Annotated in this window: 19 protein-coding genes and 2 pseudogenes; 7 read left to right on the plus strand and 14 right to left on the minus strand. The window is 70.5% G+C overall.

Annotated features, from left to right (window positions below; genetic code table 11):
- Positions 1-73: 73 nt before the first annotated feature.
- A complete protein-coding gene (gene hrpA, locus ACQ86L_RS06075) occupies positions 74-3,955 on the plus strand; it encodes an ATP-dependent RNA helicase HrpA (RefSeq protein ID WP_434318098.1) in 3,882 nt (1,293 codons plus the stop codon).
- Positions 3,956-4,039: 84 nt separating this feature from the next.
- On the opposite strand, the gene ACQ86L_RS06080 is transcribed toward hrpA, so the two are convergent.
- From ACQ86L_RS06080 to ACQ86L_RS06095, 4 genes are read right to left on the minus strand one after another with little or no spacing between them, the layout of a single operon-like run.
- The gene (locus tag ACQ86L_RS06080) at positions 4,040-4,819 is read right to left on the minus strand and encodes an SDR family oxidoreductase (protein WP_434318099.1); all 780 of its coding nucleotides are present in this window, start codon (positions 4,817-4,819) and stop codon (positions 4,040-4,042) included.
- Between the two features lie 50 nt (positions 4,820-4,869).
- Complete coding sequence (locus ACQ86L_RS06085) at positions 4,870-5,673, minus strand: amino acid ABC transporter ATP-binding protein (protein WP_434318100.1); 804 nt, start codon at positions 5,671-5,673, stop codon at positions 4,870-4,872.
- Positions 5,670-6,656, minus strand: a complete 987-nt coding sequence (locus ACQ86L_RS06090) for an amino acid ABC transporter permease (RefSeq protein WP_434318101.1) — start codon at positions 6,654-6,656, stop codon at positions 5,670-5,672. The genes ACQ86L_RS06085 and ACQ86L_RS06090 overlap by 4 nt, the downstream gene beginning before the upstream one ends.
- A 2-nt stretch (positions 6,657-6,658) precedes the next feature.
- Positions 6,659-7,561: an ABC transporter substrate-binding protein gene (locus tag ACQ86L_RS06095; RefSeq protein ID WP_434318102.1), complete on the minus strand. Its 903-nt coding sequence runs from the start codon at positions 7,559-7,561 to the stop codon at positions 6,659-6,661.
- A 219-nt stretch (positions 7,562-7,780) separates the two neighbouring features.
- Here ACQ86L_RS06095 and ACQ86L_RS06100 point away from each other — a divergent pair, with 219 nt between their 5' ends.
- The gene (locus ACQ86L_RS06100; RefSeq protein WP_434318103.1) at positions 7,781-8,290 is read left to right on the plus strand and encodes a GNAT family N-acetyltransferase; all 510 of its coding nucleotides are present in this window, start codon (positions 7,781-7,783) and stop codon (positions 8,288-8,290) included.
- Between the two features lie 145 nt (positions 8,291-8,435).
- Here ACQ86L_RS06100 and ACQ86L_RS06105 read toward each other — a convergent pair.
- The 4 genes and pseudogenes from ACQ86L_RS06105 to ACQ86L_RS06120 all read right to left on the minus strand — a co-directional run bounded on the left by ACQ86L_RS06105 (position 8,436) and on the right by ACQ86L_RS06120 (position 13,203).
- Positions 8,436-9,895, minus strand: a pseudogene (locus ACQ86L_RS06105) (aromatic amino acid lyase).
- Complete coding sequence (locus ACQ86L_RS06110) at positions 9,896-11,197, minus strand: NtaA/DmoA family FMN-dependent monooxygenase (protein WP_434318104.1); 1,302 nt, start codon at positions 11,195-11,197, stop codon at positions 9,896-9,898.
- Between the two features lie 65 nt (positions 11,198-11,262).
- A complete protein-coding gene (locus ACQ86L_RS06115) occupies positions 11,263-12,285 on the minus strand; it encodes a PLP-dependent cysteine synthase family protein (RefSeq protein WP_434318105.1) in 1,023 nt (340 codons plus the stop codon).
- Positions 12,286-12,336: 51 nt separating this feature from the next.
- Positions 12,337-13,203: a sulfurtransferase gene (locus ACQ86L_RS06120; protein WP_434318106.1), complete on the minus strand. Its 867-nt coding sequence runs from the start codon at positions 13,201-13,203 to the stop codon at positions 12,337-12,339.
- Between the two features lie 56 nt (positions 13,204-13,259).
- Here ACQ86L_RS06120 and ACQ86L_RS06125 point away from each other — a divergent pair, with 56 nt between their 5' ends.
- Together ACQ86L_RS06125 and ACQ86L_RS06130 are read left to right on the plus strand one after the other, a co-directional pair.
- Positions 13,260-13,811 carry a TetR/AcrR family transcriptional regulator gene (locus ACQ86L_RS06125; RefSeq protein ID WP_434318107.1) on the plus strand — a complete coding sequence of 184 codons (552 nt, stop codon included), beginning with the start codon at positions 13,260-13,262 and terminating at the stop codon, positions 13,809-13,811.
- A gap of 98 nt (positions 13,812-13,909) precedes the next feature.
- Positions 13,910-15,124: pseudogene (locus tag ACQ86L_RS06130) on the plus strand (MFS transporter); the annotation flags it as partial.
- A gap of 300 nt (positions 15,125-15,424) precedes the next feature.
- On the opposite strand, the gene ACQ86L_RS06135 reads toward ACQ86L_RS06130, so the two are convergent.
- Both ACQ86L_RS06135 and ACQ86L_RS06140 read right to left on the minus strand, forming a co-directional pair.
- Complete coding sequence (locus tag ACQ86L_RS06135; RefSeq protein WP_370054308.1) at positions 15,425-16,414, minus strand: ribonucleotide-diphosphate reductase subunit beta; 990 nt, start codon at positions 16,412-16,414, stop codon at positions 15,425-15,427.
- A gap of 107 nt (positions 16,415-16,521) precedes the next feature.
- On the minus strand, positions 16,522-19,008 hold the full coding sequence (locus ACQ86L_RS06140) for a ribonucleoside-diphosphate reductase subunit alpha (RefSeq protein WP_434318108.1): 2,487 nt from the start codon (positions 19,006-19,008) through the stop codon (positions 16,522-16,524).
- A gap of 283 nt (positions 19,009-19,291) precedes the next feature.
- Here ACQ86L_RS06140 and ACQ86L_RS06145 point away from each other — a divergent pair, with 283 nt between their 5' ends.
- On the plus strand, positions 19,292-20,503 hold the full coding sequence (locus ACQ86L_RS06145) for an MFS transporter (protein ID WP_434318109.1): 1,212 nt from the start codon (positions 19,292-19,294) through the stop codon (positions 20,501-20,503).
- Between the two features lie 483 nt (positions 20,504-20,986).
- Entirely contained in the window at positions 20,987-21,514 is a 528-nt protein-coding gene (locus tag ACQ86L_RS06150; protein ID WP_434318110.1) for a hypothetical protein, read from the plus strand.
- A gap of 76 nt (positions 21,515-21,590) precedes the next feature.
- Here ACQ86L_RS06150 and ACQ86L_RS06155 read toward each other — a convergent pair whose 3' ends face one another.
- Together ACQ86L_RS06155 and ACQ86L_RS06160 are read right to left on the minus strand one after the other, a co-directional pair.
- Positions 21,591-22,571, minus strand: coding sequence for an aldo/keto reductase (locus tag ACQ86L_RS06155; protein ID WP_434318111.1), 981 nt, complete (start codon positions 22,569-22,571; stop codon positions 21,591-21,593).
- Positions 22,572-22,688: 117 nt separating this feature from the next.
- Positions 22,689-23,792, minus strand: coding sequence for an ABC transporter permease (locus ACQ86L_RS06160; RefSeq protein WP_434318112.1), 1,104 nt, complete (start codon positions 23,790-23,792; stop codon positions 22,689-22,691).
- A gap of 105 nt (positions 23,793-23,897) precedes the next feature.
- Here ACQ86L_RS06160 and ACQ86L_RS06165 point away from each other — a divergent pair, with 105 nt between their 5' ends.
- On the plus strand, positions 23,898-24,488 hold the full coding sequence (locus tag ACQ86L_RS06165) for a TetR/AcrR family transcriptional regulator (protein WP_434318113.1): 591 nt from the start codon (positions 23,898-23,900) through the stop codon (positions 24,486-24,488).
- Here ACQ86L_RS06165 and ACQ86L_RS06170 read toward each other — a convergent pair.
- The gene (locus ACQ86L_RS06170) at positions 24,449-25,294 is read right to left on the minus strand and encodes an alpha/beta fold hydrolase (RefSeq protein WP_434318114.1); all 846 of its coding nucleotides are present in this window, start codon (positions 25,292-25,294) and stop codon (positions 24,449-24,451) included. The two genes, ACQ86L_RS06165 and ACQ86L_RS06170, sit on opposite strands and share 40 nt — an antisense overlap.
- Positions 25,291-25,953 carry a TetR/AcrR family transcriptional regulator gene (locus ACQ86L_RS06175; protein WP_434318115.1) on the minus strand — a complete coding sequence of 221 codons (663 nt, stop codon included), beginning with the start codon at positions 25,951-25,953 and terminating at the stop codon, positions 25,291-25,293. The genes ACQ86L_RS06170 and ACQ86L_RS06175 overlap by 4 nt, the downstream gene beginning before the upstream one ends.
- Positions 25,954-25,991 lie beyond the last annotated feature (38 nt).

Genomic DNA, 25,991 nt, shown 5'->3' on the forward strand with positions numbered 1-25,991 from the left:
CACAAAGTACTCTGCGCGCACAAGAGTTTTGCGAAGCAGTGGGCGCACTCCGAACGGATAGACTGGAGGGCTCATGTCCGCACCGGTCACCCTCCCCCGCATCGTGTTCCCGCCCGAGCTGCCCGTCAGCCAGAAGCGGGACGACATCGCGCGCGCGATCCGCGACAACCAGGTCGTGATCGTGGCCGGCGAGACCGGCTCGGGCAAGACCACGCAGCTCCCGAAGATCTGCCTCGAACTCGGCCGGGAGAGCATCGGCCACACCCAGCCGCGCCGGCTCGCGGCGCGCACGATCGCCGAGCGCATCGCGGACGAGCTGGGCCAGAGCGTCGGCGAGCTCGTCGGCTACCAGGTGCGCTTCACCGACCGGGTGTCCGCGGCGACCCGGATCAAGCTGATGACCGACGGCATCCTGCTCAACGAGATCCACCGCGACCGGCTGCTGCGCGCCTACGACACGATCATCATCGACGAGGCGCACGAGCGCAGCCTCAACATCGACTTCCTGCTCGGCTACCTGCGCGAGCTGCTGCCGAAGCGCCCCGACCTCAAGGTGATCATCACCTCTGCCACCATCGACCCGGAGAGCTTCGCCGCGCACTTCGCCGCCGCGGACGGCACGCCCGCCCCGATCGTGGAGGTCTCCGGCCGCACCTACCCGGTGGAGCTGCGCTACCGGCCCCTGGTCGCCGAGGCGCTGGAGTCCGACGAGGACGACCCGGACCCGGTCCCCGCGGCCGACCGCGACTACCTCCAGGGCATCAACGACGCCCTCGACGAGCTGGCCCGCGAGGCGGCGGGCGACGTGCTCGTGTTCCTCTCCGGCGAGAACGAGATCCGGGACGCCGCCGACGCGATCCGCGGCCGCAACCTCCCGGGCACCGAGGTGCTGCCGCTCTACGGGAGGCTTTCGTCGGCCGAGCAGCACCGCGTCTTCCAGCCGTCCACCATGCCCGGCGTCCGGCGGCGCGTCGTTCTCGCGACCAACGTGGCCGAGACCAGCCTCACCGTCCCCGGCATCAAGTACGTCGTGGACGCCGGCACCGCACGGATCAGCCGCTACTCCACGCGCGCCAAGGTGCAGCGACTCCCGATCGAGGCGATCTCCCAGGCGAGCGCCAACCAGCGGTCCGGCCGGTCGGGGCGCACCAGCGACGGCATCGCGATCCGGCTGTACTCGCAGGAAGACTTCGAGAAGCGGCCGGAGTACACCGAGCCGGAGATCCTGCGCACCAACCTCGCGGCCGTCATCTTGCAGATGATCTCGCTCGGGCTCGGCGACATCGCGGCGTTCCCGTTCCTCACGCCGCCGGACTCGCGCGGCATCAAGGACGGCCTGGACCTGCTGGCCGAACTGGGCGCGACCCGCACCTCCACCCGCTCCGGCGGAATCGAGCTGACCAAGGTCGGGAGCCAACTCGCCCGGCTCCCCATCGATCCGCGCTTCGCCCGCATGGTCGTGGAGTCCAAGCGGCACAACACCTCCCGGGAGGTCATGGCGATCGTCGCCGGCCTCACCATCCAGGACGTCCGCGAGCGCCCGGTGGAGAAGCGCGGCAGCGCGGACGAGAAGCACGCGCGCTTCGTGGACCCGACCAGCGACTTCCTCACCCTGCTGAACCTCTGGAACTACCTGGAGGAGCAGCAGCGCGAGCTATCCTCCAGCGCGTTCCGGAGGCTGTGCAAGGCCGAATACCTCAACTTCCTGCGCGTGCGCGAGTGGCAGGACGTCTACCGGCAGCTGCGCCAGCTCGCACGCCCGCTGGAGCTGACCATCGGCGAGCCGTCGATCAACCCGGACGGCATCCACCGCTCGCTGCTGGCCGGGCTGCTGTCGCACATCGGGCTCAAGGATGTGCGCCAGAGTCCATCGGCGGGTTCGGGCGGCAACAAGGGCTCGGCGCGCGGCCAGCGCCAGTCCGAGTACCTGGGCGCGCGGCAGGCGCGGTTCGTGATCTTCCCCGGCTCGGCGCTGGCCAAGAAGCAGCCGAACGCGATCATGTCTGCGGAGCTCGTGGAGACCTCCCGGCTGTTCGCGCGCATGAACGCCGCGATCGACCCCGCCTGGGCCGAGCCGATCGCGGGCGACCTCTGCAAACGGCAGTACAGCGAGCCGCACTGGGAGAAGAGCCAGGGCGCCGTCGTCGCCTACGAGCGCGTCACGCTGTACGGCGTCCCGATCATCCCGCGCCGCCGCGTGCAGTACGCGCGCATCGACCCTGAGCTGTCCCGCGAGCTGTTCATCCGGCACGCGCTCGTGGACGGCGAATGGGACTCGCGGCAGGCGTTCGACCGCGCCAACCGCAAGCTGCTGGCCGAGCTGCGCGAGCTGGAGGAGCGCACCCGCCGCCGCGACATCCTCAACGACGACGAGGCGGTTTTCGAGTTCTACGACGCGCGCATCCCGGCCGATGTGGTGTCCACGCGCTCCTTCGAGGGCTGGTGGAAGAAGGCCAGGAACGAGACGCCCGACCTCCTGACGATGACTCCGCAGGCGCTGCTCGAGGACGACGCGGCCGGGATCGACGAGGAGGCCTTCCCGCCGGTGTGGCGACAGGGCGACCAGCGCCTCACCCTCCGCTACCGCTTCGAGCCGGGCGCGGAGGACGACGGCGTGACCGTGCAGGTGCCGCTGCCGCTGCTCGCCGGACTGGTGCCGGACGGCTTCGACTGGCAGGTTCCCGGACTCCGCCAGGACCTCGTGACGGCCATGATCAAGTCGCTGCCGAAGGCGATCCGCCGCCAGGTCGTCCCCGCCGCCGATTGGGCGAAGCGCCTGCTCGGCGAGCTGTCCGGCGCGGCCGGGATGGACGCCCACGACGGACGCCGCCCCGCGGCCTCCCTCGCCGACACGCTCGCCGCCACCATCTCGCGGCAGACGGGCTCGCGCGTCACGGGCGCGGACTTCGACCTGGAGCGGCTGCCCGCCCACCTGCGGCCGACCTTCCAGGTGCTCGGCGAGCGCGGCCGCCCGCTCGCGAGCGGCAAGGACCTGATGGCGCTGCAGGAGCGACTGCGCTCGCGCGCCAGAGACTCGGTCGCCCGCGTCGCGGAGGCGCGCACGCCCGACGCGATCGAGCGCACCGGCCTCACCACGTGGGACCTGGACGAGCTCCCCCGCCACCTCGACACGACGCAGAAGGGCCCGGGCGGTACGGTCAACACCATCCGCGCCTACCCCGCGCTGGTGGACGACGGCGCGAGCGTCAGCATCCGGCTGATGTCGACACCGACCGAGCAGGCCCGCGCGCTGCCCGGCGGCGTCCGGAGGCTGCTGCTGGCGAGCATCCCGTCGCCGGTGGCGTACGTGCAGCAGCATCTGACCGCCAACGAGAAGCTGACGCTGGCGGCGAGCCCGTACCCGAACACCAAGGCGCTGTTCGACGACTGCCTGCTCGCGGTGATCGACTCGGTGCTGTACCGGATGAAGCCGGACGGCCAGCTCTTCATGCGCGCCGAGTTCGAGGCGGTCCGCGACCGGGTGTCCGGGGTCGTGATGGACTCGATGTTCGAGACGGTCGCGCTCGTCACGCGGACCCTGACCGCCGCGCGGGCGGCCGAGAAGGCGATCGGCGGGACGACGGCGCTGGCGTACCTGCCGTCGCTCAACGACGCGAAGACGCAGCTCGCCGGGCTCGTCTATCCCGGGTTCGTCTCGGCGACCGGCCTGGACCAGCTCAGGCACCTCCCCCGCTACCTGAACGGGATCACCCAACGCATGCAGGCGCTGCCGACGAACCCCGGCCGCGACCGCGCCTGGCAGACCCAGGTGGAGACGGCGACCGCGCTCTACACGGAGGCCGGCGGCCGCATCCCGCCCGCAGCGCACGCGCCCGAGAACCTGGTGCACGCGCGCTGGATGCTGGAGGAGTTCCGCGTCTCCCTGTTCGCCCAGTCCCTCGGCACCGCCGAGACCGTGTCGCTCCAACGCATCCGCAAAGTCCTCGCGGGCTGACCCCCGACGCAATCCAGTTCCTGAGTTGTGTACGCAACACGCCGGCGAGAGGCGTACACAACTCGGGAATTGATGGCTGGGGGGCTACACGGGGAGGTGGAAGCCGCCGTTGGAGTGGAGGAGCTGGCCGGTGATCCAGCCGCCGGACGGCGACAGGAGGAACGCGACCAGGTCGGCGGTGTCCTGCGGGCGGCCGAGGCGGCCGAGGGCGGTCTCGGCGGCGAGGGTTTCGGCGAGGTCGGGGGTCATCCAGCCGGTGTCGATCGGGCCCGGGTTGATGAGGTTGGCGGTGATGCCGAGGTGGGCGAGCTCCACGGCGGCCGCGATCACGATGCGGTCGAGAGCGCCCTTGCTCGCACCGTACGGGAGGTTGTGCGCGGTGTGGTCGCTGGTGAGCGCGACGATGCGGCCGGAGCCGTGCTCGCCCGAGAACTGCTGGGCGAAGGCCGCGATCAGCAGCCAGGTGCCGCGGGTGTTCACCGCGAAATGCCGGTCGAAGGCCTCCACGCTGGTGTCCAGCAGGCCGCTGTCGACCGAGTGCGCGTGGCTGGCGACGAGTGCCTGGATCGGCCCGAGGCCGGCGCGGACCCGCTCGATCGCGCGCGCGGGCGCCTCGGGGTGGGAGAGGTCGACGGCGACCGGAAGCGCCCGGGCGCCGAGGGCGCGCAGCTCGTCCGCGAACGCGTCGTGGCCGCGCTCCTCGGCGCCCCACGGCATCGACGCGTCGTAGTCGTCCCAGAACGCGAACGCCACATCCCAGCCGAGCGACGCCAGGTTGCGGGCGATCGCCGCGCCGATCGAGTTCGGCCGGCTCGCGCCGGTGATGAAGACGACGGGACGGGAAGAGCGGGCGTCGTGGTCCATCCGACGATTGTGTCAGACGGTCACGTCGCCCGCTCCGGGATCCGTTCCGGCTACAGCACCTTCGACAGGAAGGCCTGCGTGCGCTGGTGCTGCGGGTTCGCGAGCACCTCGCGCGGGTCGCCGGACTCCACGACAACGCCGCCGTCCATGAAGACCAGCTCGTCCGCGACCTCGCGGGCGAAGCCCATCTCGTGGGTGACGACGACCATCGTCATGCCGGAGGCCGCCAGGCCCTTCATGACGTCGAGCACTTCGCCGACCAGCTCGGGGTCGAGCGCGGACGTCGGCTCGTCGAACAGCATCAGCTTCGGGTCCATCGCCAGCGCGCGGGCGATGGCCACGCGCTGCTGCTGGCCCCCGGAGAGCTGCGACGGGTAGTGGTCGCCCTTGTCCGCGAGGCCGACGCGCACGAGCAGCTCGTTCGCTCGCTCCACGGCCCGCGCCTTCGGCAGTCCCTTGACCCGGATCGGCGCCTCGATGATGTTCTCCAGCGCCGTCATGTGCGGGAACAGGTTGAAGCGCTGGAACACCATGCCGATCTCGCGGCGCTGGCGCGAGGCCTCCTTGGGCTTCAGCTCGTAGAGCTTGTCGCCGTGCTGCCGGTAGCCGACCACCTGGCCGTCGACCGACAGCCGGCCGGCGTCCACGCGCTCCAGGTGGTTGATGCAGCGCAGGAAGGTGGACTTGCCCGAGCCGGACGGGCCGATGATGCAGAGCACCTCGCCCGGCCGCACGGACAGCGAGATGGACTTGAGCACCTCGTTCGAGCCGAAGCTCTTGGAGACGCCCTCGGCCAGGACCATCGGCGTCACGCCGGCCCGCGCGGTGGTGTCCCGTTGCGTCGCGTCGCTCATCCCTTGCCTCCCAGGTTGTTGCCGTCGGGTGCGCCGGCAGCCGGAAGCGCGCCCGTGGCGAGCGCCGGCTCCTTGTTGTCGGGCCGGCGCATGTTGACGCCGCGCGAGAACCGCTTCTCGAGGAAGTACTGGCCCACCATCAGGATCGAGGTGAACAGCAGGTACCACAGCGAGGCGACGATCAGCAGCGGGATCGGCGTGTAGGTGACCGCGGAGATGTCGCGCGCGACACCGTAGAGGTCGGTGGTGAGCGGGATCGCCGCGACCAGCGAGGTGGTCTTCAGCATCGAGATGACCTCGTTGCCGGTCGGCGGGATGATCACGCGCATGGCCTGCGGGATGACGATGCGCGTCATCGTCTGCCACCACGACATGCCGAGGGCCGTCGCGGCCTCCTCCTGGCCGCTGTCGACCGAGAGGAGCCCGGCGCGCACGATCTCCGCCATGTACGCGGCCTCGTTGAGCGCGAGGCCCACGATCGCGATGATGAACGCGTTCTGCATGAAGCCGAGGTCGAGCGTCACGCCCATCTGCGTCCACGGCACGCCGAGGAAGATGTGCGGGTAGATCAGCGAGAACAGGCCCCAGAACACGAGCTGCACATACACCGGGGTGCCGCGGAATACCCAGAGGTAGAGCCAGGCGACGGACTTGACCACCGGGTTCGGCGAGAGCCGCATCACGGCCAGCACAAGGCCCAGGATGACGCCGATCACCATCGAGTAGATCGTCAGCTGGAGGGTCACGAGCGCAGCAGCACTGATGCGCTTGTCGAAGACGTACTTGCCGACGTACTGCCAGCCGTAGGCGGAGCGCTGCGAGGCGTCGACGATGAACCAGACGAACAGCAGGATGAGCACGACCGCGAACACGATCCGCCACGGGTGGCGGAGCTTGATCGCCTTGATCGGCTCGGACGGCGGGGCGCCGGCCGGCGACGGGACTGCTCCCGTCGCCGGACCGGCCGGGTTGCCCTGTGACATGGTCAGCTCTTCGAGGCTGCGTTGAGGTCGGCCTTGGTGACGCTGCCGTCGGCCACGCCCCACTTGTCGAGGATCTTCTTGTAGGTGCCGTCGTCGATCAGCGCCTGGATGGTCTTCTGCAGCACCGGCGTCAGGTCGGAGTTCTTGGCGACCGGGATGCCGTAGGGCGCGACGTCGAAGGTCTTGCCCGCGGCCTGGAGCTTGCCGCTCGACTTGGACACCGCGTACAGCGTGACGGGCGAGTCGGCGCTGAGGGCGTCGGCCTTGCCGAGGATGACCGCGTTGGTGGCGTCGTCCTGGTTGTCGTAGCGCAGCGCCTGGATGGCGGGCTTGCCCTTGTCGGTGCAGGCCTTCGACTTGGCGGGGACCTCGTCGGTGTCCTCGTAGGTGGTCGACTGGACGGCGACCTTCAGGCCGCAGGCGTTGTCCGGGTCGACGTTCTTGCCCTTGGCGGACGCCCATAGGATGCCGGCGTTGTAGTAGTTGACGAAGTCGACCTGCTTCTCGCGCTCCACCGTGTCGGTGAACGAGGACATCCCGAAGTCGTCCTTGCCTCCGGTGATGCTCGGGATGATGTTGTCGAACTTGGCGATCGCGTAATTGATCTTGAGACCGAGCTTCTGGCCGATCGCGTTGGTGAAGTCGACCTCCCAGCCCGCGGGGTTGCCGTTGTCGTCCTTGTACTCGTTCGGCGGGTACGTGTCGTCCATGCCGACGGTGAGGACACCGGCGGACTTGATCTTCGACGGGACGCTGTTGGCCAGGGTGTCGTCCTTCTTCACGTCGAACGCGGCGCTCGACGCTGAGCCGCTCGACGAGGGGGTGGAGTTGTCGACACAGCCGGACAGCGCGAGCGCTGCCACGGCGGCGAGGGCGGCCACGGGGGCCACGGAACGGATGCGCATGATGGTAGTTGTCCTTCTTCCTGGGGCAGGGTGTGCAGGGAGGGGTAAGGGGAGAATACCCTAGGCTCCACGCGTTATACGCATACTAAATCGCGCGTGAAACGCCAGTTTTCCTGCAAGTTTCGCAGAGATTTCGTCTTTCTTTGCGTGATTCCGTTGTTTGCGACCCCCGGTGACATCGAATGCGCGCGGCGCGCCCGGCCGCGCTAGTGTCGGGCTGTGATCCAACCGCAATCCGGCCTCGCCGCGACGGCTCGCGTGGTCGTCACCCGCCCCGACGATCCGCTCGCCGCACCGCTGGTCGAGGAGCTCTCCCGCGAGTACGACGAACGCTACGGATTCAACGACGGCATCCCCTCCTCGGCGGAGCTGTCGCGCTATCCCGCTGAGCGCTTCACGGCGGAGGAGGGCGGCACCTTCCTGCTGCTCGTGGACGCGGACGGCACCCCGGTCGCGGGCGGCGCGTTCATGCGCGAGGACGACGCCACCGTCGAGGTGAAGCGGGTCTGGACGCACTCCGGGTTCCGCCGGCAGGGACTCGCCCGCCGGGTGATGAGCGAGCTGGAGGCGGAGGCCGCCCGCCGCGGGATCGCGTCCATCGTGCTGACCACCGGCGCCCGCCAGCCCGAGGCGGTCGCCCTCTACATCTCGCTCGGCTACTCGCCGCTGTTCGACCTCGACGGCGACTGGGAAGCGGTCTCATACCTCGGTTTCCGCAAGGACCTCTAGAGGCGCGATTCGTGCCGAATGTGGAGAATGGCGGGGCCAAACGCGACATTCGGCACGAATGCGGGGAATCGCGTGTGGCGCGATTCGTGCCGAATGTAGGGAATCGCGGCGCGGAACGCGACATTCGGCACGAATGTGTTGGGCGTCAGCCGACGAGGAGGTGCTCGGTCGCGCGCACGAGCGCGTCGGCGGACTGCGGCGCGCCGAGGGCGGCGGTGAGCGCCGCCGCGAGCGGAGCGCTGCCCGCGCCGGTGGGCGTCGCGTCGAGGACGCCGAGGAGGTCGGCGGCGTGCAGGGCCTCGATCGCCAGCACCTCTCCGGTCAGCGCGAGCGAGCGCTGCAGGAGGCGGAGCGCGAGGGGCGCGTAGGTGGCGTGGTCCTCCACCCCCGAGAGCGTCGAGCTGCCGAGGGTCGCGGGCGCAGCGAGCTGGCGCACCTCGGCGACGGCGTCGGCCGCCGCGTAGAGCAGGAGGCCGGGGACGCGCGTGCGGCCGTCACGCCGGTGGGGCGCGAGCGCGAGCGACAGCGCGGCGCTGCGGCGCTCCGATGCCTCCGCGACATGCGCGAGCGCCACCCGCAGGTTCTCCAGCGCGAGCGCCAGCGGCAGCGCCTGGAAGTTGCCGCCGGAGATCAGGCGGCCGCTCGGGACGTCGGCCACCGGGTTCTCCGAGCGCGCGGCGAGCTCCACCTCCAGCTCGGTGCGGAGCCGGGCGACGGCCTCCCGCAGCGCGCCGTGGAGTTGCGGCGCCGTGCGGAAGGCGAGCGGGTCCTGGACGCTGACCGCGCGGTCCGGCGCCTCCAGGGCGCTCCCCGCCAGTGCAGCTCTGATCGCCCGGGCGGACGCGCGCTGGCCCTCGCCTCCGCGCGCGTCGGCCACGGCCTCCGCGTACGGGCTGAGGTTGCCCGCGGGCCCGTGGGCGGCGACGGCCTCCAGCGACAGCGCGACGACCAGGTCGGACGCCTCGGCGAGCTGCTGGGCGGCGACGGCGGCGAGCGACCCGACGCCGACACTGAGCGCGTTGGCGCTGAGGGCGGCGAGCGCCTCGTGCGGTGCGAGCTCGATCGGGCGGAGGCCGGCGTCCGCGAGGGCGACCTCGGCCGCAACCGATCCTCCGTCGCGCAGAACCGTGCCGGTGCCGATGACCACGGCGGCCACCTCCGCCAGCGCCGTCAGGTCGGCCGCCCCCACCGAGCCGCGCGACGGGATGCGCGGCGTCACGCCCGCGTTGAGCAGCGCCGCGTACGCGTCCGCGAGCTCGGGCCGCACCCCCGCTCCCCGCGCGTGAAGCCGGCGAGCCGGGCGGCGACCACCGCGCGCGCCTCGGTCTCGGTGAGCGGCTCGCCGACGCCGCCGCGGTGGTTCGCGATGGTGCGGCGCTGGAAGGCCGCCAGCTCGCCGGCCTCCACCGCGTCGTCCCGTCCGGCGCCGAGCCGGCGGTTCAGCCCGTAGACCGGCTCGCCCGACTCGATCGCGCGGTCGACCACCGCGCGGGAGGCCGCGAGCGTCGCCCGGGCGTCGGCATCGAGCTCGACCGGAGCGCCCTCCGCGACCGCCACGATGTCGGAGACGGTCGGAGGCTGCGCGCCGAACCGGACGGTGCCCATCTAGAAGTCGGCCAGGTTCTGGCGCAGGCCGCGGTCGCCCAGCTCGGTGCGGAGCAGGCCGCGCTGCCGCAGGGCGGGCACCAGCGGGTCGAGCGTGCGGTGGACGTGGGCCGGGTGCACCTGGCCGGTGAAGAGGAACCCGTCGCCGCCGACGGCCTCCCCCAGCTCACCCAGGTGGTCGGCGACCTCGTCGGCCGTTCCGATGATCGCGAGGCCGTCCTTCTTCGCGCGCGTCTGCAGGATCTCGCGCAGCGTGGAGCCCGCCGGAGCCGACGAGACGAAGTTGTCGAGCGTGCCGCGGTTGCTGTTCGTGGTGACATCCGGCAGCGGAGCGTCGAGGTCGAAGGTCTTGAAGTCCACACCGGTCAGGTAGCTGATCGACTGGAGCTGCTCGTCGATCGTGGCCTGCGTGAGCTCGGCGCGCGCGGCGCGGACGCTCGCGGTCTCCTCGGCGTTGGCGGTCAGGATGGGCTGGACGACGAACAGCACCTTCACGGCGTCTGCCGGGCGGCCGTGCTGCACGGCGACCTCGCGGATGCTGTCGCGGTACTCGCGCATCCGCTCGGGGGTGGAGGCCAGCGCCAGCACCACGTCCGAGTTCTTGCCGGCGAAGTCGCGGCCGCGGCCGGACGCGCCCGCCTGCACCATGACGGGGTCCTCGGCCGCCGGCGCGGTGTTGAGCGGACCACGGACGCGGAAGAAGCGGCCCTCGTGGTCGATGGTGTGCACCTTGCGGTAGTCGGCGAAGACGCCGCCCGCGACGTCCTCCACGATCGCGTCCGGCTCCCAACTCCGCCAGAGCTTGCGTACGACCTCCACCCACTCGTCGGCGCGGTCGTAGCGGAGGTCGTGCTCGACCTGCTTGTCGAGGCCGTAGTTCTGCGCGGCCAGGTCGGAGCCGCTGGTCACCACGTTGAAGCCCAGCCGGCCTCCGGCGAAGTGCTGCAGCGTGCTCAGCAGGCGCGCGGCGGTGAACGGCTCGTAGAAGCTCGCGCTCAGGGTCGGCACGACGCCGAGCCGGGAGGTCGCCCCGAGCAGGTACGGCACCAGCGGCAGCGGGTCGTGCTTGGGGACGAAACGCGCGGCGGCGAGGTTCACCTCGGCCGAGCCGCCGTAGGTGTCGGGCACGGCCACGCCGTCCTCGATGATGAAGAGGTCGAAGCCGGCGCCCTCGAAGGCGCGCGCGGCGTCCTGGTAGATCGGCGGCTGCTTCCAGTCGTAGCCGACGCCGTAACTGGGGTCGCCCCAGCCCTGGACGCCGAAGCCCGCACCGAGGAACCAGCCGAAGTGGAGGAGTGCCATGCGTTCCCTGCTGTCAGTGGCCGGAGGACCGGCCGAGTCTTTGGTGGCGGCCGCGTGCCGCGGTGTCAGTCGACGCCGACGCCCGCGGCGGTCAGCCAGTCCGCGTCGTACGCCTTGGTCAGGTAGTTGGTGCCGCCGTCCGGGGCGATCGCCACGATGACCGATCCGGGCCGCGCCTCCCGCGCCACTCGGAGGGCCGCCGCGACGGCCAGCGCCGACGACGGTCCGAGCAGCAGCGCCTCCTCGGCGGCGAGCCGGCGGAGCGTGCGGTAGACCACACCATCCTCGACCGTGTGCACCTCGTCCACCACCCCCGGGTCGAAGGTCTGCGGCCAGAACTCGCGCGGCCACGCCGTCCCGACGCCGTCGACCAGGATGCGGCCGGCGGCTCCCCCGTCGTAGGTCGAGCCGGCCGGGTTGGCGCCGTGCACCTCGACGGCGCCGCCGCTGACCTCCTTGAGGTAGCGCCCGGTGCCGCTCACGGTGCCGCCGGTGCCGATGGCGGCCACGAAATGCGTCACCCGACCTGCGGTCTGCCGCCAGATCTCCGGCCCGGTCCCTCGGTAGTGCGCCTCGGGGTTGGCGGTGTTCGCGAACTGGGCAGGGCGCCAGGAGCCGGGGGTCTCGGCGGCGATCCGGTCGGCGACGGCGCGAGGGTTGGCGGGGTCGTCGGGCCCGGCCTCCCAGTCGGCCTCCACCAGGCGGGCGCCGTAGGCGGCGAGGACCTTGCGCTTCTCGTCGGAGATGTCGGAGGCGTGCACGATGACGACCGGATGACCAGTGAGTCGGCCGATCAGCGCCAGGCCGATCCCGGTGTTGCCGCTGGTGGCCTCCACGATCGTGCCGCCGGGGGCGAGCGCGCCGGCCGCCTCCGCGGTGCGGATCATGTTGAGCGCGATGCGGTCCTTGGACGAGCCTCCAGGGTTGCGGCCCTCCAGCTTGACCAGGACCCGCACGTCGAGCCCGGACGGGAGCGCGTGCAGCTCGACGATCGGGGTGTTGCCGATGAGCGCCGCCGCCGAGTCGCACACCTCGCCCAGCGGGAGGTTCCCGGGGGCGGAGGAGGGGATCAGGTCGAGCGCGGTCATGGAGGAACGATAGGCCCGTGCGCTGCGAAGCGCACGGGCTGTTTCGACGTATTACACGGCGCCCACCGCGACCGGACGGGCCGGATCGTTGGACCAGGCGGAGAACGAGCCGGGATACAGCGCCGGGATCGGCAGGCCCGCGGCCTCCATCGCCAGGGCGGCGTGAGCGGCGGTGACGCCCGAGCCGCAGTACACGCCGACCTTCGCCTGCGCGTCGACACCGAGCGCGGCGAAGCGCTCGGCGAGCGCCTCCGGCGGCAGCAGACGGCCGTCGACGCCGATGGTGTCCGCCGTGGGTGCGCTCACGGCACCGGGGATGTGGCCGGCGCGCGGATCGACCGGCTCGACCTCACCACGGAAGCGCTCTCCCGCGCGCACGTCGAGCAGCACTCCCTGGGCGGCCACCGCGGCGGCGGCATCGGCGTCGAGCACCGGCAACTGTCCGTATTCAAGATGGACGTCGCCGGGCGCGACCACCGACTCCCCGGGCTCCAGCGCTCCGCCTGCGGCGACCCAGGCGGCCAGGCCGCCGTCGAGGACGCGCACGTTGTCGAAGCCCGCGTGTCGCAGCAGCCACCAGGCCCGGGCCGCGGAGGTGCCGGAGACATCGTCGTAGACGACCGCCGCGTCACCGTCACTGAGCCCCCAGCTCCGCGCGGCGGCCTGGAGGTCGGCGATCGGCGGCAACGGGTGCCGGCCGTCGGTCGGGAGGCCGTGGCCGGCGAGCTCGGTGTCGAGGTCGACATAGACCGCCGACGGGATGTGCCCCTTCGCGAACTCGTCCCGTCCGGGAGGGCCGCCGAGCTTCCAGCGCACGTCGAGCACCCGCAGGGACGACCGTCGCCGGCCGGCACGGCTCCACAGGGTCTCGGACCCGAGAGCGGCATCCAGCGCGGCGGCGGTGATCAGAGGATTCATCCCCCGATTCTCGCAGACCGTTGCGTGGAACGAAGAGTGAGTGTACAGTCACTCACATGACACGAACGCTCTCCACTGCCGAGGACCGCCGCGAAGCCGTCCTCTCCAGCGCGATCGCCGTCTTCGCCCGCAGCGGCTACCTGGGCACGCCGATCGCCGCCGTCGCGGCCGACGCCGACATCTCGCCCGCCTACGTCTTCAAGCTGTTCCCCGGCAAGGAGAGCCTGTTCGTCGCGGCGCTCGACCGCTGCTTCGAACTCATCGAGGCAGCACTGGAGCACGGTGCGGCGAGCGCCGGCGACGCCACGCCCGACGAGCTGCTCGACGCGATGGGCGCGGCCTACGCCGACCTGATCGCCGATCGCAGCCTCCTCATGCTCCAGGTGCACGCCCAGTCCGCTACGAGCGTTCCGGAGATCCGGGAGGCGCTGCAGCGCGGGCTCGCCCGCGTCACCCGCTTCGCGACCACACGCACCGGCGCGGAGCCGGCGGCCGTCCAGCGCTTCATCGCATTCGGCCAGCTCTGCCACCTCATCGTCACCGCCGGCCTGGAGGACCTGCCCGACGCCTGGGCGGAGACCCTCACTCGCGGCATCCGCCATCCCTGACCACCATCCCGCCTCCACAACCGGCCGGGCGACTCAGCCCGGTTGTTCCATCCCCAAAGAGTGACTGACTGATCACTCACACATCGAAGGAGCACGTCATGTCCACCGAGCTGTCCACCGGCGCCACTCGCGCCGAGACCACAACCGCATCGCGCAGCACCCACCGCTGGTGGGCGCTCGCCGTCCTCGCCCTCGCCCAGTTCCTGGTGGTGCTGGACGCCTCCATCGTCAACATCGCGCTTCCGAGCGTCGGGATCGCCCTCGGCCTCGACACCACCGCGCTCGCGTGGGTGATCACAGCGTATGTACTGCCGTTCGGAGGACTGCTGCTCCTGGGCGGACGACTCGCCGATCGCTTCGGCCACCGCCGGGTGTTCCTCATCGGCGCCGCCGGCTTCACCGCCGCCTCGCTGCTCGCCGGGCTGTCGGTCGGCGGCGGCATGCTGCTGGCGGCCCGCGCCGTGCAGGGCGGCTTCGCAGCGCTCCTCGCCCCGGCCTCCCTCGCCCTGCTCACACAGTTGTTCCCCGACGCCGAGGCGCGAGGCAAGGCCCTCGGCGTCTGGGGGGCCGTCGCCGGCATGGGCAGCGCCGCCGGGGTGCTGCTGGGCGGGGTGCTGACGGCCGCGTTCGGCTGGCCGGCCGTGTTCTTCGTGAACGTGCCGGTCGGGATCGTCGTGCTGATCGTGCTGCCGCGACTGGTCGGCCGCGACCCGCGCGGAGCCGCCGAGCGCATGGATGCCGCCGGTGCCGCCACCGCGACCCTCGGCCTCGCCGCCGTCGTCGCAGCCCTGACCGAAGGCAGCGCACTCGGCTGGGGCCACCCGCTCGTGCTCGGACTCGCCGCGGCCGGGGTCGCGCTGCTCGCTGCATTCGTCCTGATCGAGCGTCGCGCGGCACACCCGCTCGTGCCGTTCCGCTTCTTCCGCAACCGGGATGCCGCCGCCGGCGACCTGGTGATGCTCCTCGTCGGCGGTGCGACCGTTGCGTTGTTCTTCGCCCTGTCGGTGTACCTCCAGGAGGTCCTGCGACTGGACGCCCTGGCCGCGGGTACGAGCCAGCTCCCGCTCGCGCTCGCTCTGGTCGGCGTGGCCGGAGTCGTGCCCGTCGTCGTCGCCCGGATCGGCCTGCGACCGACGCTGACCGCTTCGCTCCTGGTTCTGGCCGCCGGGGTGGTCTGGTTCGCGGTGGCCGCACCGACGGGTCTGCTGACCGGGTTCATCCTCCCCAGCGTCGTGATCGGCGCCGGGCTCGGCGCAGCGTTCGTGACGACCACCCAGCTCGCTGTCCGCGGTGTGGCCGATCGGGAGTCCGGGTTGGCGAGCGGACTGGTCAACACCAGTCAGCAGATCGGCGGTGCACTCGGACTGGCCGGCCTCGGCAGCGCCGCGGCGGCCCGGACCGCGGCCCTCCTCGCGCAGGGGCAGCCGTCCGCGGATGCGACGGGGGAGGCTTCCAGCTGCTCTTCGCGGGAGTCGCCGTGCTCGCCGTGGTCGCCGCGACGGTCACCGTCGTCGTGCGCGACCGACGCCGCCTCTGATCAGTCGCGACGCGCACGCGCGAGGGGCGGCTCCGGTCAGACCGGAGCCGCCCTCGACGGATGTAACGCTTCGAACTCAGTGTCCGCTCGACGCCTTCGCGTTCGACTCGTACGAGGTGTTGGTCGACTCGAAGAAGTTGACCAGCTCGAGCGTGTCGTTGGCGGTCGCCATCCACTTGGCCGGGTTGGAGACCTTGTACTCGGCCTCGAAGCCCAGCTCCTCCAGGCGGCGGTCGGCCAGGTAGCGGACGTACTGGTTGATGTAGTTGGCGTTCAGGCCCAGGATGCCGCCGGGCAGGAGGTCGCGGTTGTACTGCTCCTCCATCTCCACGGCGTCCAGGATCATCTGGCGGATCTCGTTCGCGAACTCCGGCGTCTGCAGGTCGGGGTTCTCCTCCAGCACCGTCAGGATGAGGTTGATGCCGAACTTGAGGTGCAGCGACTCGTCGCGCACCACCCAGTCGATCAGCGAGCCGAAGTTGCGCAGCAGGTTCCGCTGGCGGAACGACAGCGCCACCATGAAGCCCGAGTAGAACCAGATGCCCTCGAGGATCACGTTGTAGGCCACGAGGTTGCGGATGAAGTCCTGCTTGCCCTCGGTCGTCGTGATGTCGAGCGTCTGCTCGGTCATCCGCTTGATGAAGCCGACCTCGAACTCCTCCTTGCGCGCCATCGATGGGATGTCGACGTGCGAGTTGTAGGCCTGCTCGCGGTCGATCGGGAACGTCTCCAGGACGTACTCGAACGACATGCAGTGGTTCGCCTCCTCCCACATCTGCTTGGCGAGGTAGAGGTGCGCCTCGGCCGCGTTGATGTAGGGGTAGACGCCGAAGGCCAGCGCCTTGTTCACCAGGAGCTCGTTCGGGTTGAAGTAGCTCATCAGGAAGGTGACCGCGTGACGCTCCTCGTCGGTCATCCGCTTGAAGTCGGCGATGTCCTCGCCGAGCTGGATCTCGTTGGGGAACCAGGTGTTCGCGACGGCCTGGTCGTAGAGGTCCATCGCCCACTTGTACTTCACCGGCTTGAGGAGGAGGCCCTCCTCGATTCCCGTTCCCAGGATGCCCATGTTCGTCTCTTCTCTATCTGTGTCTCGGGCTTACTGGCAGGACTCGCACTGGAGGTCGTCCATCGGGTCGACGGGGACGTAGTACTCCTCGATCTTGGTGCTGTTCATTACTTCTCACCGCCAGCCGGGGTGTTGGAGGTCAGGCCGCCGAAGCCGAACCCGCGACGGGCGGGAGCCGCCGCAGGTGCGGTCTCGGTGACGGCCGGAGCGGCCGGAGCGCCGGCGCCAACCGTGGCGAACCCGGTGCGGGCCCCCGAGATCTCCTCGGCCTTGTTGACCTTGACGGTCGACTGCTCGGCCTGGTGACGCGGCTTCATGTGCAGGTAGTAGGTCGTCTTGACGCCCTTCTCCCACGCGGCGTAGTAGATGTCCATCATGTCGCCGAGGTCGCGCGTCTCCAGGTACATGTTGCGGCTGATCGCCTGGTCGATCCACTTCTGGGCGCGGGCTGCCACCTCGATGAAGGCGTACGGCGAGAGCTGGAAGCTGGTCTTGAACGTGGCCTTGACCTCGTCCGGGATCGCTGCGATGCCCTGGATGTCGCCCTGCGAGCGCAGGATCGCCTCGCGGACGTCCTGCCAGATGCCGCGCTCCTGCAGCGTCTCGACCAGGTTGCGGTTGACCTCCAGGAACTTGCCCGAGGAGGTCGACCGGCTGAAGATCTGCGAGAACTGCGGGTCGAAGCCCGGCGTGGTGCCGGCGACGAGGCCGATGGAGGCCGTGGGCGCGATGGCCATCAGGGTGGCGTTGCGCATGCCGCCCTTGACCTTCTCGCGCAGGCGGTCCCAGTCGAGGCGGATGGTGCGGTCGACCGTGATCGGGATGCCGCGGTCGGCCTCCGTCAGCGCGATCGAGTCGTACGGCACCAGGCCCTTGGACCAGCGCGAGCCCTCGAAGTTCGGGTAGGCGCCGCGCTCCTGCGCCAGGTCGGCGCTCTCGTCGATGGCCGCGTACGAGACGTGCTCCATGATCTCGTCGATCAGGGCGTACGCCTCCTCGCTCTCGTAGCTGAAGCCGAGGCGCTCGACGATGTCGGTGAAGCCCATCACGCCGAGGCCGATCGCGCGGTTCTGCTGGTTCGAGAAGTCGGCCTCGTCCACGCTCGACACCGTGATGTCGATCAGGTTGTCGAGCTGGCGGACGGCCTGGCGGGCGCTCGCCTCGATGCGCTCCCAGTCCATCTTGCCGTCGATGAGGTGACGCGACAGGTTGATGGAGGCCAGGTTGCAGACGGAGACGTTGTCGCGGTCCTGCGGCAGCGTGATCTCGGTGCAGAGGTTGGAGAGGTGGATCGTGCCCGTGTTGTTGTTGAGGGCGCGGTTGTTGATGGTGTCCTTCCAGGTCAGCCACGGGTGGCTGGTGGTCTGCAGGCTCATCAGGATGTCCTTGAACTGCGAGCGCGCGCTGATCTTCTTGAACATGCGCAGCTCACCGGCCTCGGCCTTGGCCACGTACTCCGCGTAGCGCTCCGAGAAGGCCTTGCCGTACAGCTCGTTGAGGTCGGCGACCTCCAGCGGGTCGAAGAGGTACCAGTCCTCGTCGTTCTGGACGCGCTTCATGAACTCGTCGCTGATCCACACCGCGGTGTTGGCGGTGCGGGTGCGGCGGTACGGGTCGCCGGAGTTCTGGCGGAGGTCCAGGAACTCCGGGAAGTCCATGTGCCAGTTCTCCATGTAGAAGCACAGCGCGCCGAACTTCTTGCCGCCCCGGCTCACCGCGCGCAGCACCGAGTCGATCGTGTGCATGAACGGGATCGGGCCGGTGGAGGTGGTGTTGTTGGAGCGGATGGGCGAGCCCTGGGCGCGCAGCTTGGTGACCGCGAGGCCGATGCCGCCGGTGCCCTTGGTGAGCCACATGACGTCGCGGACCGACTTGGCGATGTGCTCGATGTCGTCCTGCATCTCCATGACGAAGCAGTTGGAGAGCTGCGGGTAGGCGGTGCCCGCGTTGACGAGCGTGGAGCCGGCGGCCAGGTACTCCAGGTTGGACATCTTGTCGTAGAACGCGAGCGCGTGCGCGGTCGGGTCGGCCTCGTTGAGGGAGAGGCCCATCGCGATGCGCATCCAGAAGTACTGCGGCACTTCGAGGGAGTCGCCGTTGCGCGCCTTGATGCCGTAGCGGTTGTTGAGGGTGACGACGCCGATGTACTTGAGCAGCTCGTCGCGCGACGGGTCGAGGAATCCCGCGAGACGGTCGAGGTCGAAGAGGGTCGTGAAGCGGGAGTCGAGGAGGGTCTCGGCGACGCCGCGCTCGATGTAGCCGCGGAAGTGGGAGGTGTGCAGCTCGGTGAGCTCGTCGAGGGTCTCGTAGTCGCCGAGGACGCGCTTGTAGATCGTCTTGAGGAGGAGGCGTGCGGCGACGGTGTCGAACGCCGGGTCGTCCTTGACGTTCTGGAGGGCGACCTGGATGACCGCCTCGTCCAGCTGCTGGGTGGTGATCCCGTCGAACAGGGTCAGCTCCAGCTCGCTCGCGATCTGGGTCACCCAGGTGATGTTCTCGTCCAGACCGGCGGCCGCGTGCTCGATGGCCAGGTTGATCTTGTTGGCGTCGTACGGCTCGCGCTCGCCGTTCCGCTTCACAACTGTGATAGCCACTATCTCTCCCTCTGATTACCTCAACGGTGCCGCTCCGGTGAGCGGCGAAGTCCCTGCGGCAGGCCTGGCGGGACGCCCCGAAAGCCCCGTCCGGGAGCCCCGGGAGCCGATCGGGCCCCTGTCGCGTCCACCACTATATAGCCGGGTACCGACATTTCCATGCCCCCATATCTAGTGGGCGTGTCATCCACAGGTGTGTAGAAGTTATGCACATTTCCACACCCCCTCGAACGGGTTTCACGACCCTTCCGCGACGGGGCCGGACCGATAGAGTGAGAAGACTGTGAGCAGCTACTCGAGCCTTCTGAAGACGCCAGGCGTCGCGCGGATCATCGCCGCGCAGCTGACCGCGCGCTTCCCGTTCGGGATGCTCTCGCTGGCGTTCCTGCTGCACATCGAGCGCATCCACCACTCCTACGGCGCGGCCGGGCTCGTGCTCGGCGCGATGAGCATCGGGCAGGCCATCGCGGGCCCGATGACCAGCCGGCTGATGGGCGTGCTCGGGATGCGCACGGTGCTGTGGACGACGCTCGCGCTGTGCTCGGCCGCCGTCGCCGCGATCGGGGTCTTCGTGATGCCCATCCCGCTGACGATGGCCGTGGCCTTCTTCGCCGGGCTCAGCATGCCGCCCATCCAGCCGGCCGTGCGGACGATCTATCCCAAGATGGTCAACTCCCGGCAGCTCACCCCGCTGTTCTCGCTCGACGCGTCCGCCCAGGAGATCATCTGGATCGCGGGCCCGGTCGCGATCACGTTCGTGTCGACCCAGATCGGCACCGTCGAGGGCGTCCTGATGTCGGTGGCGATCATGCTGCTCGGCGGGGCGTGGTTCATCTCGTCGCCCGAGGTCGGCCGGGTGCGCATCCCGCGCAGCAAGCGGCGGTTCGGCGTGGTGCTGGCGCGGCCTCCCGTGCTGCTGGCGACCGTGGTCGGCTTCCTGCTGATCGGGTCGTGCGCGGCGGTGGAGGCCGGGGTCGTGGCGAACTTCGGCGAGGGCTCGCCGTTCGCCGGCATCGTGCTGGCGATCTGGTCGCTCGGCTCGCTGGTCGGCGGCCTCGCTTTCGGGCACATCCCGATCGGGCCGTGGGCGACGGCGCGACGGATGCTCATCGTTTTCGTCGGCGTCGTCATCTCCACGTTCATGCTGTGGTCGTGGTGGGGGCTCTCGCTGTCGCTGATCATCGCGGGCCTCGGCATCGCGCCCGCGCTGGCCGTGCTGTTCGCGATCGTGTCGGCGAGCGTCAAGTTCTCCGACACGGCGGAGGCCTACGGCTGGGTCGGCACCGGCCAGCTCATCGGCGCGGCGCTCGGCTCCGCGCTCGCGGGCTTCCTGATCGACGCGCACGGGCCGGTCGGCGCGTTCTGGGTGGCGGGCGCGTTCGCGCTCGTCGGCTTCCTCGTGCCCGCCCTCGCCTGGCGCGTCCACCCCGACCTCCGCGGCCGCGACGCCTCCCCCATCCCCGACACCGAGCCCGTCCCCGTCCAGCCCTCCTAGCCCCCGACCCTCTTCGCCGAAGGGCACGTTGTTGTCACTTTTGCGTCCGAAAAGTGACAACAACACGCCCCTCGGTGGCCTGGGCTGTGGATAACTCGGGAGGGTGGGTAGGTCGCGTGGCAGGGTGGCGGGATGACGCGACGCATCGACCCTCTTCCTCGGCCGCTTCAGAGCGGGCCGTTCTCAACGCGAACCGCGCTCGACGCCGGAGTGGGAGCTCGACGACTGCGCAGGAGCGATCTCGTCCGTCCCATCCGAGGCTTTCGCATAGCCAAGGCCGACGATGGATTGGTGTCCCGGTGTCGCACATATGCAGCGCATCGCGGGACCGACTTCGCGTTCAGCCACACCACCGCGGCACTCCTTTACGGGATACCGCTTCCGCGGGTCGACCCGACCATCCACGTGAGCGTCCGCGCTCCCGGTCGAGCTCCGACGATCGCGGGGTTCGCCGGTCACAAGCTCGGCCGGTGGGAGATCCGCATGGTCGCGGACCTGCCTGTCACCACACCGGAACAGACCTGGCTGGACCTCGCCCAACTCCTCCATCGGGATGCGCTGGTCGCCGCGGGAGACTTCCTCGTCGGCGGATCGGAGCCGCTCACGAATCGGCTTGAGCTGGCGCACGCAGCCGCCGCTGCGGCCGGGCGCCGGGGCGTCGCGCGAGCACGCGAAGCGATCGAACTGGTCCGGGCGGGAGCCGAATCCCCTGGCGAGACCCGGCTCAGGCTCCTTCTCCACGAAGCGGGCCTACCGTCGCCCCTGCTCAATCACGAACTGCGGACGGCGGAGGGCGCCTTCGTCGCGCGCGTCGATTTCGCCTTCATTGCCAAGCGCGTCGCCCTGGAATACGAGGGCGATATCCATCGCGTAGACCAGGTGACCTGGCGCAAGGACCTCCGCCGCCGTGAACGCGTCGAGGACCTCGGCTGGCGGATGGTGCGCGTGACCGCGGACGACATCGCCGCCCCCACCGAGCTCCTCCGCCGCCTCCGCCACCTCCTCGCGTGAACCCATCCCGCGAGGGGCACGTTGTTGTCACTTTCGCGCACGAAAAGTGACAACAACGTGCCCCTCGGCGGAAGAGCTACCAGCGGGGGTGGGTGGTGGGGCGGAAGTGCGCGTCGTAGAGGGCGCGGACGGAGTCCGCGAAGCCGGCGGGGAGCGCGACGCGCGCCGCGGCGGCGTTCGCGCGGGCCTGCTCGGGCGAGCGCGCGCCGGGGATCACCGTGCTCACGCCGTCCTGCGCGACGATCCACGCGAGCGCAGCCTGGGCGGGCGTCGCGCCCTCCGGGGCCAGCGCGGCGAACTCGCGCGCGGCGCGCACGCCCTCCGCGTAGTCGACGCCCGAGAAGGTCTCCCCCACGTCGAACGCCTCGCCGTGGCGGTTGTAGCTGCGGTGGTCGTCGGCGGCGAACTCCGTGGTCTCGGAGTAGCGGCCGCCCAGGAGGCCGGAGGCCAGCGGCACGCGCGCGATGATCCCGACCCCGGCCTCCCGCGCCGCCGGCAGCACCTCGTCGAGCGGCTTCAGTCGGAAGGCGTTGAGGATGATCTGCACGGTGGCCGTGCCCGGCCGCGCGATGGCCTCCAGGGCCTCGGCGCAGGTCTCGACGCTGACGCCGTAGTTCGCGATCGCGCCCTCCTCGACCAGCGTGTCGAGTGCGTCGTAGACGGCGGCGTTCGAGAACACCGGAGTGGGCGGGCAGTGCAGCTGGACGAGGTCGAGCGTGTCCATCCCGAGGTTGCTTCGGGAGCGGTCCGTCCACTCGCGGAACTTCGCGAGCGTGAAGTTGGCCGGGTCCTGCGCCTCGCGGCGGCCCATCTTGGTCGCGACGGTCAGCGGGAGGTCGGGATGGGAGGCGCGGTAACGGCCGATGAGCTGCTCGCTGCGGCCGTCGCCGTAGACGTCGGCGGTGTCGAAGAAGGTGACTCCGGCCTCCGTCGCCGCGTCGAGGACGGCGAACGCGTCGGCCTCGGTGACCTCGCCCCAGTCGGCGCCGAGCTGCCAGGTGCCGAGACCGATGACCGAGACGTCGCGTCCGGTCCGTCCAAGGGTTCGATTCTCCATGCCCTCCACCCTATTCGCCCGACCATCGACGCCGAGGGGCGCGTCGTTGTCGCTTTCGCGGGCGAAAAGTGACAACGACGTGCCCCTCGGGGAGGTGGGCTGGGTTAGCGCAGCGCGCTAGGCGGCGGCCTCGGTGACCTCCTGGTTGCGGAAGTGGCCCGCGAGCATCCCGACCACGCCGACGGCGGCCCAGACGACCAGCACCAGCCACGGGAACAACGCGTCCGCGGACGGGAAGTACGACAGGTCGCGCAGCAGCGTGACGGAGGCGCCCGGCACGAACCACTGCCCGATCGCGCCCCACGGCCCGACCAGGAACTGCAGCGGCTGGGCCGCGGCCGACAGCGGGTTGCCGACCAGCACGGTCAGCACGGCGCCGATCGCGATGCCGACCCGGCCGAACAGCGCGTTCATCCCGACCACGAACGCCGCGATCGCGAACATCGCCAGTCCGACGGCCAGCGCGTTGACCCAGAAGTCGCCCTGCAGGATGCCGAACCAGCCCTGCAGGATGCCGGTCACCGCCAGTCCGCCGGCCACACCGTAGAGCGCGACGGCGCCCAGGCGGCGCCAGCTCCCGGCGACGAGCAGCGAGATGAGCACACCGCCGAGCATGCCTCCCAGCACGAGCGGGAACGACGACGCGGCCAGCCCGAGCCCGCGCGCGTCGGTCGGGGCGAGCGGGACGACATCGGTCACCTTCACCGTGATGGCGGGCGCTTTCGTGCCGGCCGGCGCGTGGCCGGAGGCGATGGCCTGCTGCACGGCGGCCTGCGCCTGCGCGTTGGCGGCCGTCTGGATGTTGGCGGCGACCTGGTTCATGATCTGCGCGACCGCAGCGCCGTTGGCCGAGGCGGTCAGCACCTCCGGGCTCGCGCCGAGGACGATCGCGCCGTAGACGTCGCGCTTCTGGATCGCCTCGACGGCCGCCTGCCGGTCGCTCAGGCTCGTGATCGCGAACGCGCCGCTGGCCTCCTTGTCGAGCTGCTTCTCCACCGCGCTGACCTGCGCGGACGGCCCGGCGACGGCGATCGGGAGGTCCTTGACCGTGGAGGTCACGGTCGGCCACAGGAAGGCGAGCAGGATGACGACGACGATGGCCGCCGCCCCCACGGCGAGCGCGAGGGCCCGGGCCCAGGGCGTGTGGACGACGGCGGGACGCGTGGTCCCCTCCTGGCGCAGGGTGATCTGGTCGACGCCGGGATCGGTGCTGGTGCTCATGGCGGCCTCCATTCAATAAAAACGAATGCTCGTTCTTTATAATCGGCAGTTCGACCGCTATTGTCAAGAACGAACGTTCTTTTTCGAGCCGCGAGGAGGCCCGGGATGCCGAAGGTCACCGAGGAGTACCGCGTCGCGCGACGCCACGAGATCGCCCAGGCCGCGCTCCGCTGCTTCGCGCGCAACGGCTTCGCCGCCACCTCGATGGCCGACATCATCGCCGAGTCCGGCCTGTCGGCCGGCGCGATCTACGGGCACTTCACCAGCAAGGACGAGCTGATGGAGCTGACGGCGTCGGAGATCCTCGACGCGCGCTTCCTGGAGGTCGCCGAAGCACGGGCGCAGCAGCCCCTCCCCGCCCCCGGCGAGATCGTCCGCCTGCTCGTCACCGGCCTGATGACGCACATCGTGGACATCCAGCTCCTCGTGCAGGTCTGGGGCCAGGTGCCGATCAACCCGCGGCTGAAGCAGATGTCGTCCGAGATCGGCGCCCGGATCCGCGCCATGTTCACCGGCTACCTGACCGACTGGCACGCCCAGACCCTCCGCCTCGACGAGGCGCACGCACTCGCGGAGCGGCAGGCGCCCGTCTACATGGGGCTCGTGCAGGGCTACGTCACCCAGACCGTGCTGTTCGACGGCTTCGACGGGGAGGGCTACCTCGACGCGGTCGAGTCGATGTCCCTGGCCGGCTGACCCGCGTCGCAGGCCGCCGCGACGACGCGCGCGAGCCGCTTGCGGATGAGGTGGTCGTTGGCCTCCACCCGGTGCATCGTCACGTGCCGCATGGCCTCGATCACCGTGAGGCTTCCCGGCGCGATGAAGGCGTCCATCGTGCCGTAGACGACCTCCACCGGCACACGGACGCGCGCCAGATCGCCGACGACCGTCTGCCGTTCGACGCAGTTCTGCAGGGACAGCACGAACGGGCGCCAGCTCTTCTCCGTGATCTCGAAGACGTTCTTGATCGGCAGCAGCCGCGCGAGGATGGCAGCGTTGCGGAGGGTGAACTCCTTGTTGTTCCGCAGGAACTCGTACGCGCGCAGGTAGGCGCTCACCCGCGTGCGCACGCGACGGTCGCCGATCTCGGTGGGCGACGGGTATACGGGCGGCCCGACGAGCACCAGCCGGCTGAGCGCCCCGGGATGCTCGGCGGCCCAGCGCGCGACGATGAGGCTGCCGAGCGAGTGGCCGACGAGCACGAACGGCTCGCGCAGCTTCAGCGAGCGCAACGTGCGGTCGAGTGCGGCCACGTGCTCGTCCATCGTGTACTGCGCGTCCTCCGGCGCCGGCGAGCGGCCGAAGCCGAGGATGTCGATCGAGATGGCGCGGTGCCGCGGCTCCAGCAGCGGCACGAGGTTCTGGAACGTCACAGACGACGACGCGATGCCGTGCACGAGCACGACCACCGGCCCCTCCCCCACGTCGGAGGCGATGTGCAGCAGCGGCACGCGGCGCAGTCCGAGGCCGCGGCGCAGCCGTTCGAAGAGGCCGTCGCTCATCGGGACGGCCACCACGGCGGCGCGAGCCGTTCGAGCAGCGCGAGCAGCGCCTCCACATCCCGCGGCCCCGGCCGGGTGAGCCAGACCTCGATCGCGCCGATGATGCCGTCCGCCAGGTAGCGCTCGATCGCCCGGCGCTCCAGTTCGTCGGCGGCGGGGACGCTCACGCTGTGCTGGGCGAGCAGCAGCTCGATGGAGCCCTGGAAGTGGTCGCTGAGCATGGCGTGCAGGCCGGCCTCCGCGCCCTCCGCTCCGAGGCCGCGGCGGTAGACGGCGTCGTGCTCGTCGAGGTGCTGGAGGACCGCGCGCGTGACCCCGCTGATCGCCGTCGCGGCGTCGTCGGGTGCGACGTCCACGAGGTAGGCGGCGCGCAGCTCGTCGAGCTGGGCGCGCAGCACGCGCTGCAGCAGAGCGGCGGGCGAGGCGGCGTACTCGTACACGGTCGACCGGTGCACGCCGGCGGCGGAGGCCAGGCCGGAGACGGTCACCTCGGTGATCGGCCGGTCCGCCGCGAGGGCGAGCACGGCGGCGCCCAGCCGCGCCAGCGTCTTCTCCTGGCGCGGATCGAGGCGCGTCCGCTCGGGCGCCGGCGCCGCGGCGGCGGCCGTGTTCGCTCGGAGCGCATCCGGCCGCGGGCCGTTCGGCCTGTCTGTGTCCACTCTCTGATCGTACAATCGGAGTTATCCGACAGGTGTCG

The sequence above is a fragment of the Leifsonia sp. P73 genome (assembly GCF_051059105.1).
GTDB lineage: Bacteria > Actinomycetota > Actinomycetes > Actinomycetales > Microbacteriaceae > Leifsonia.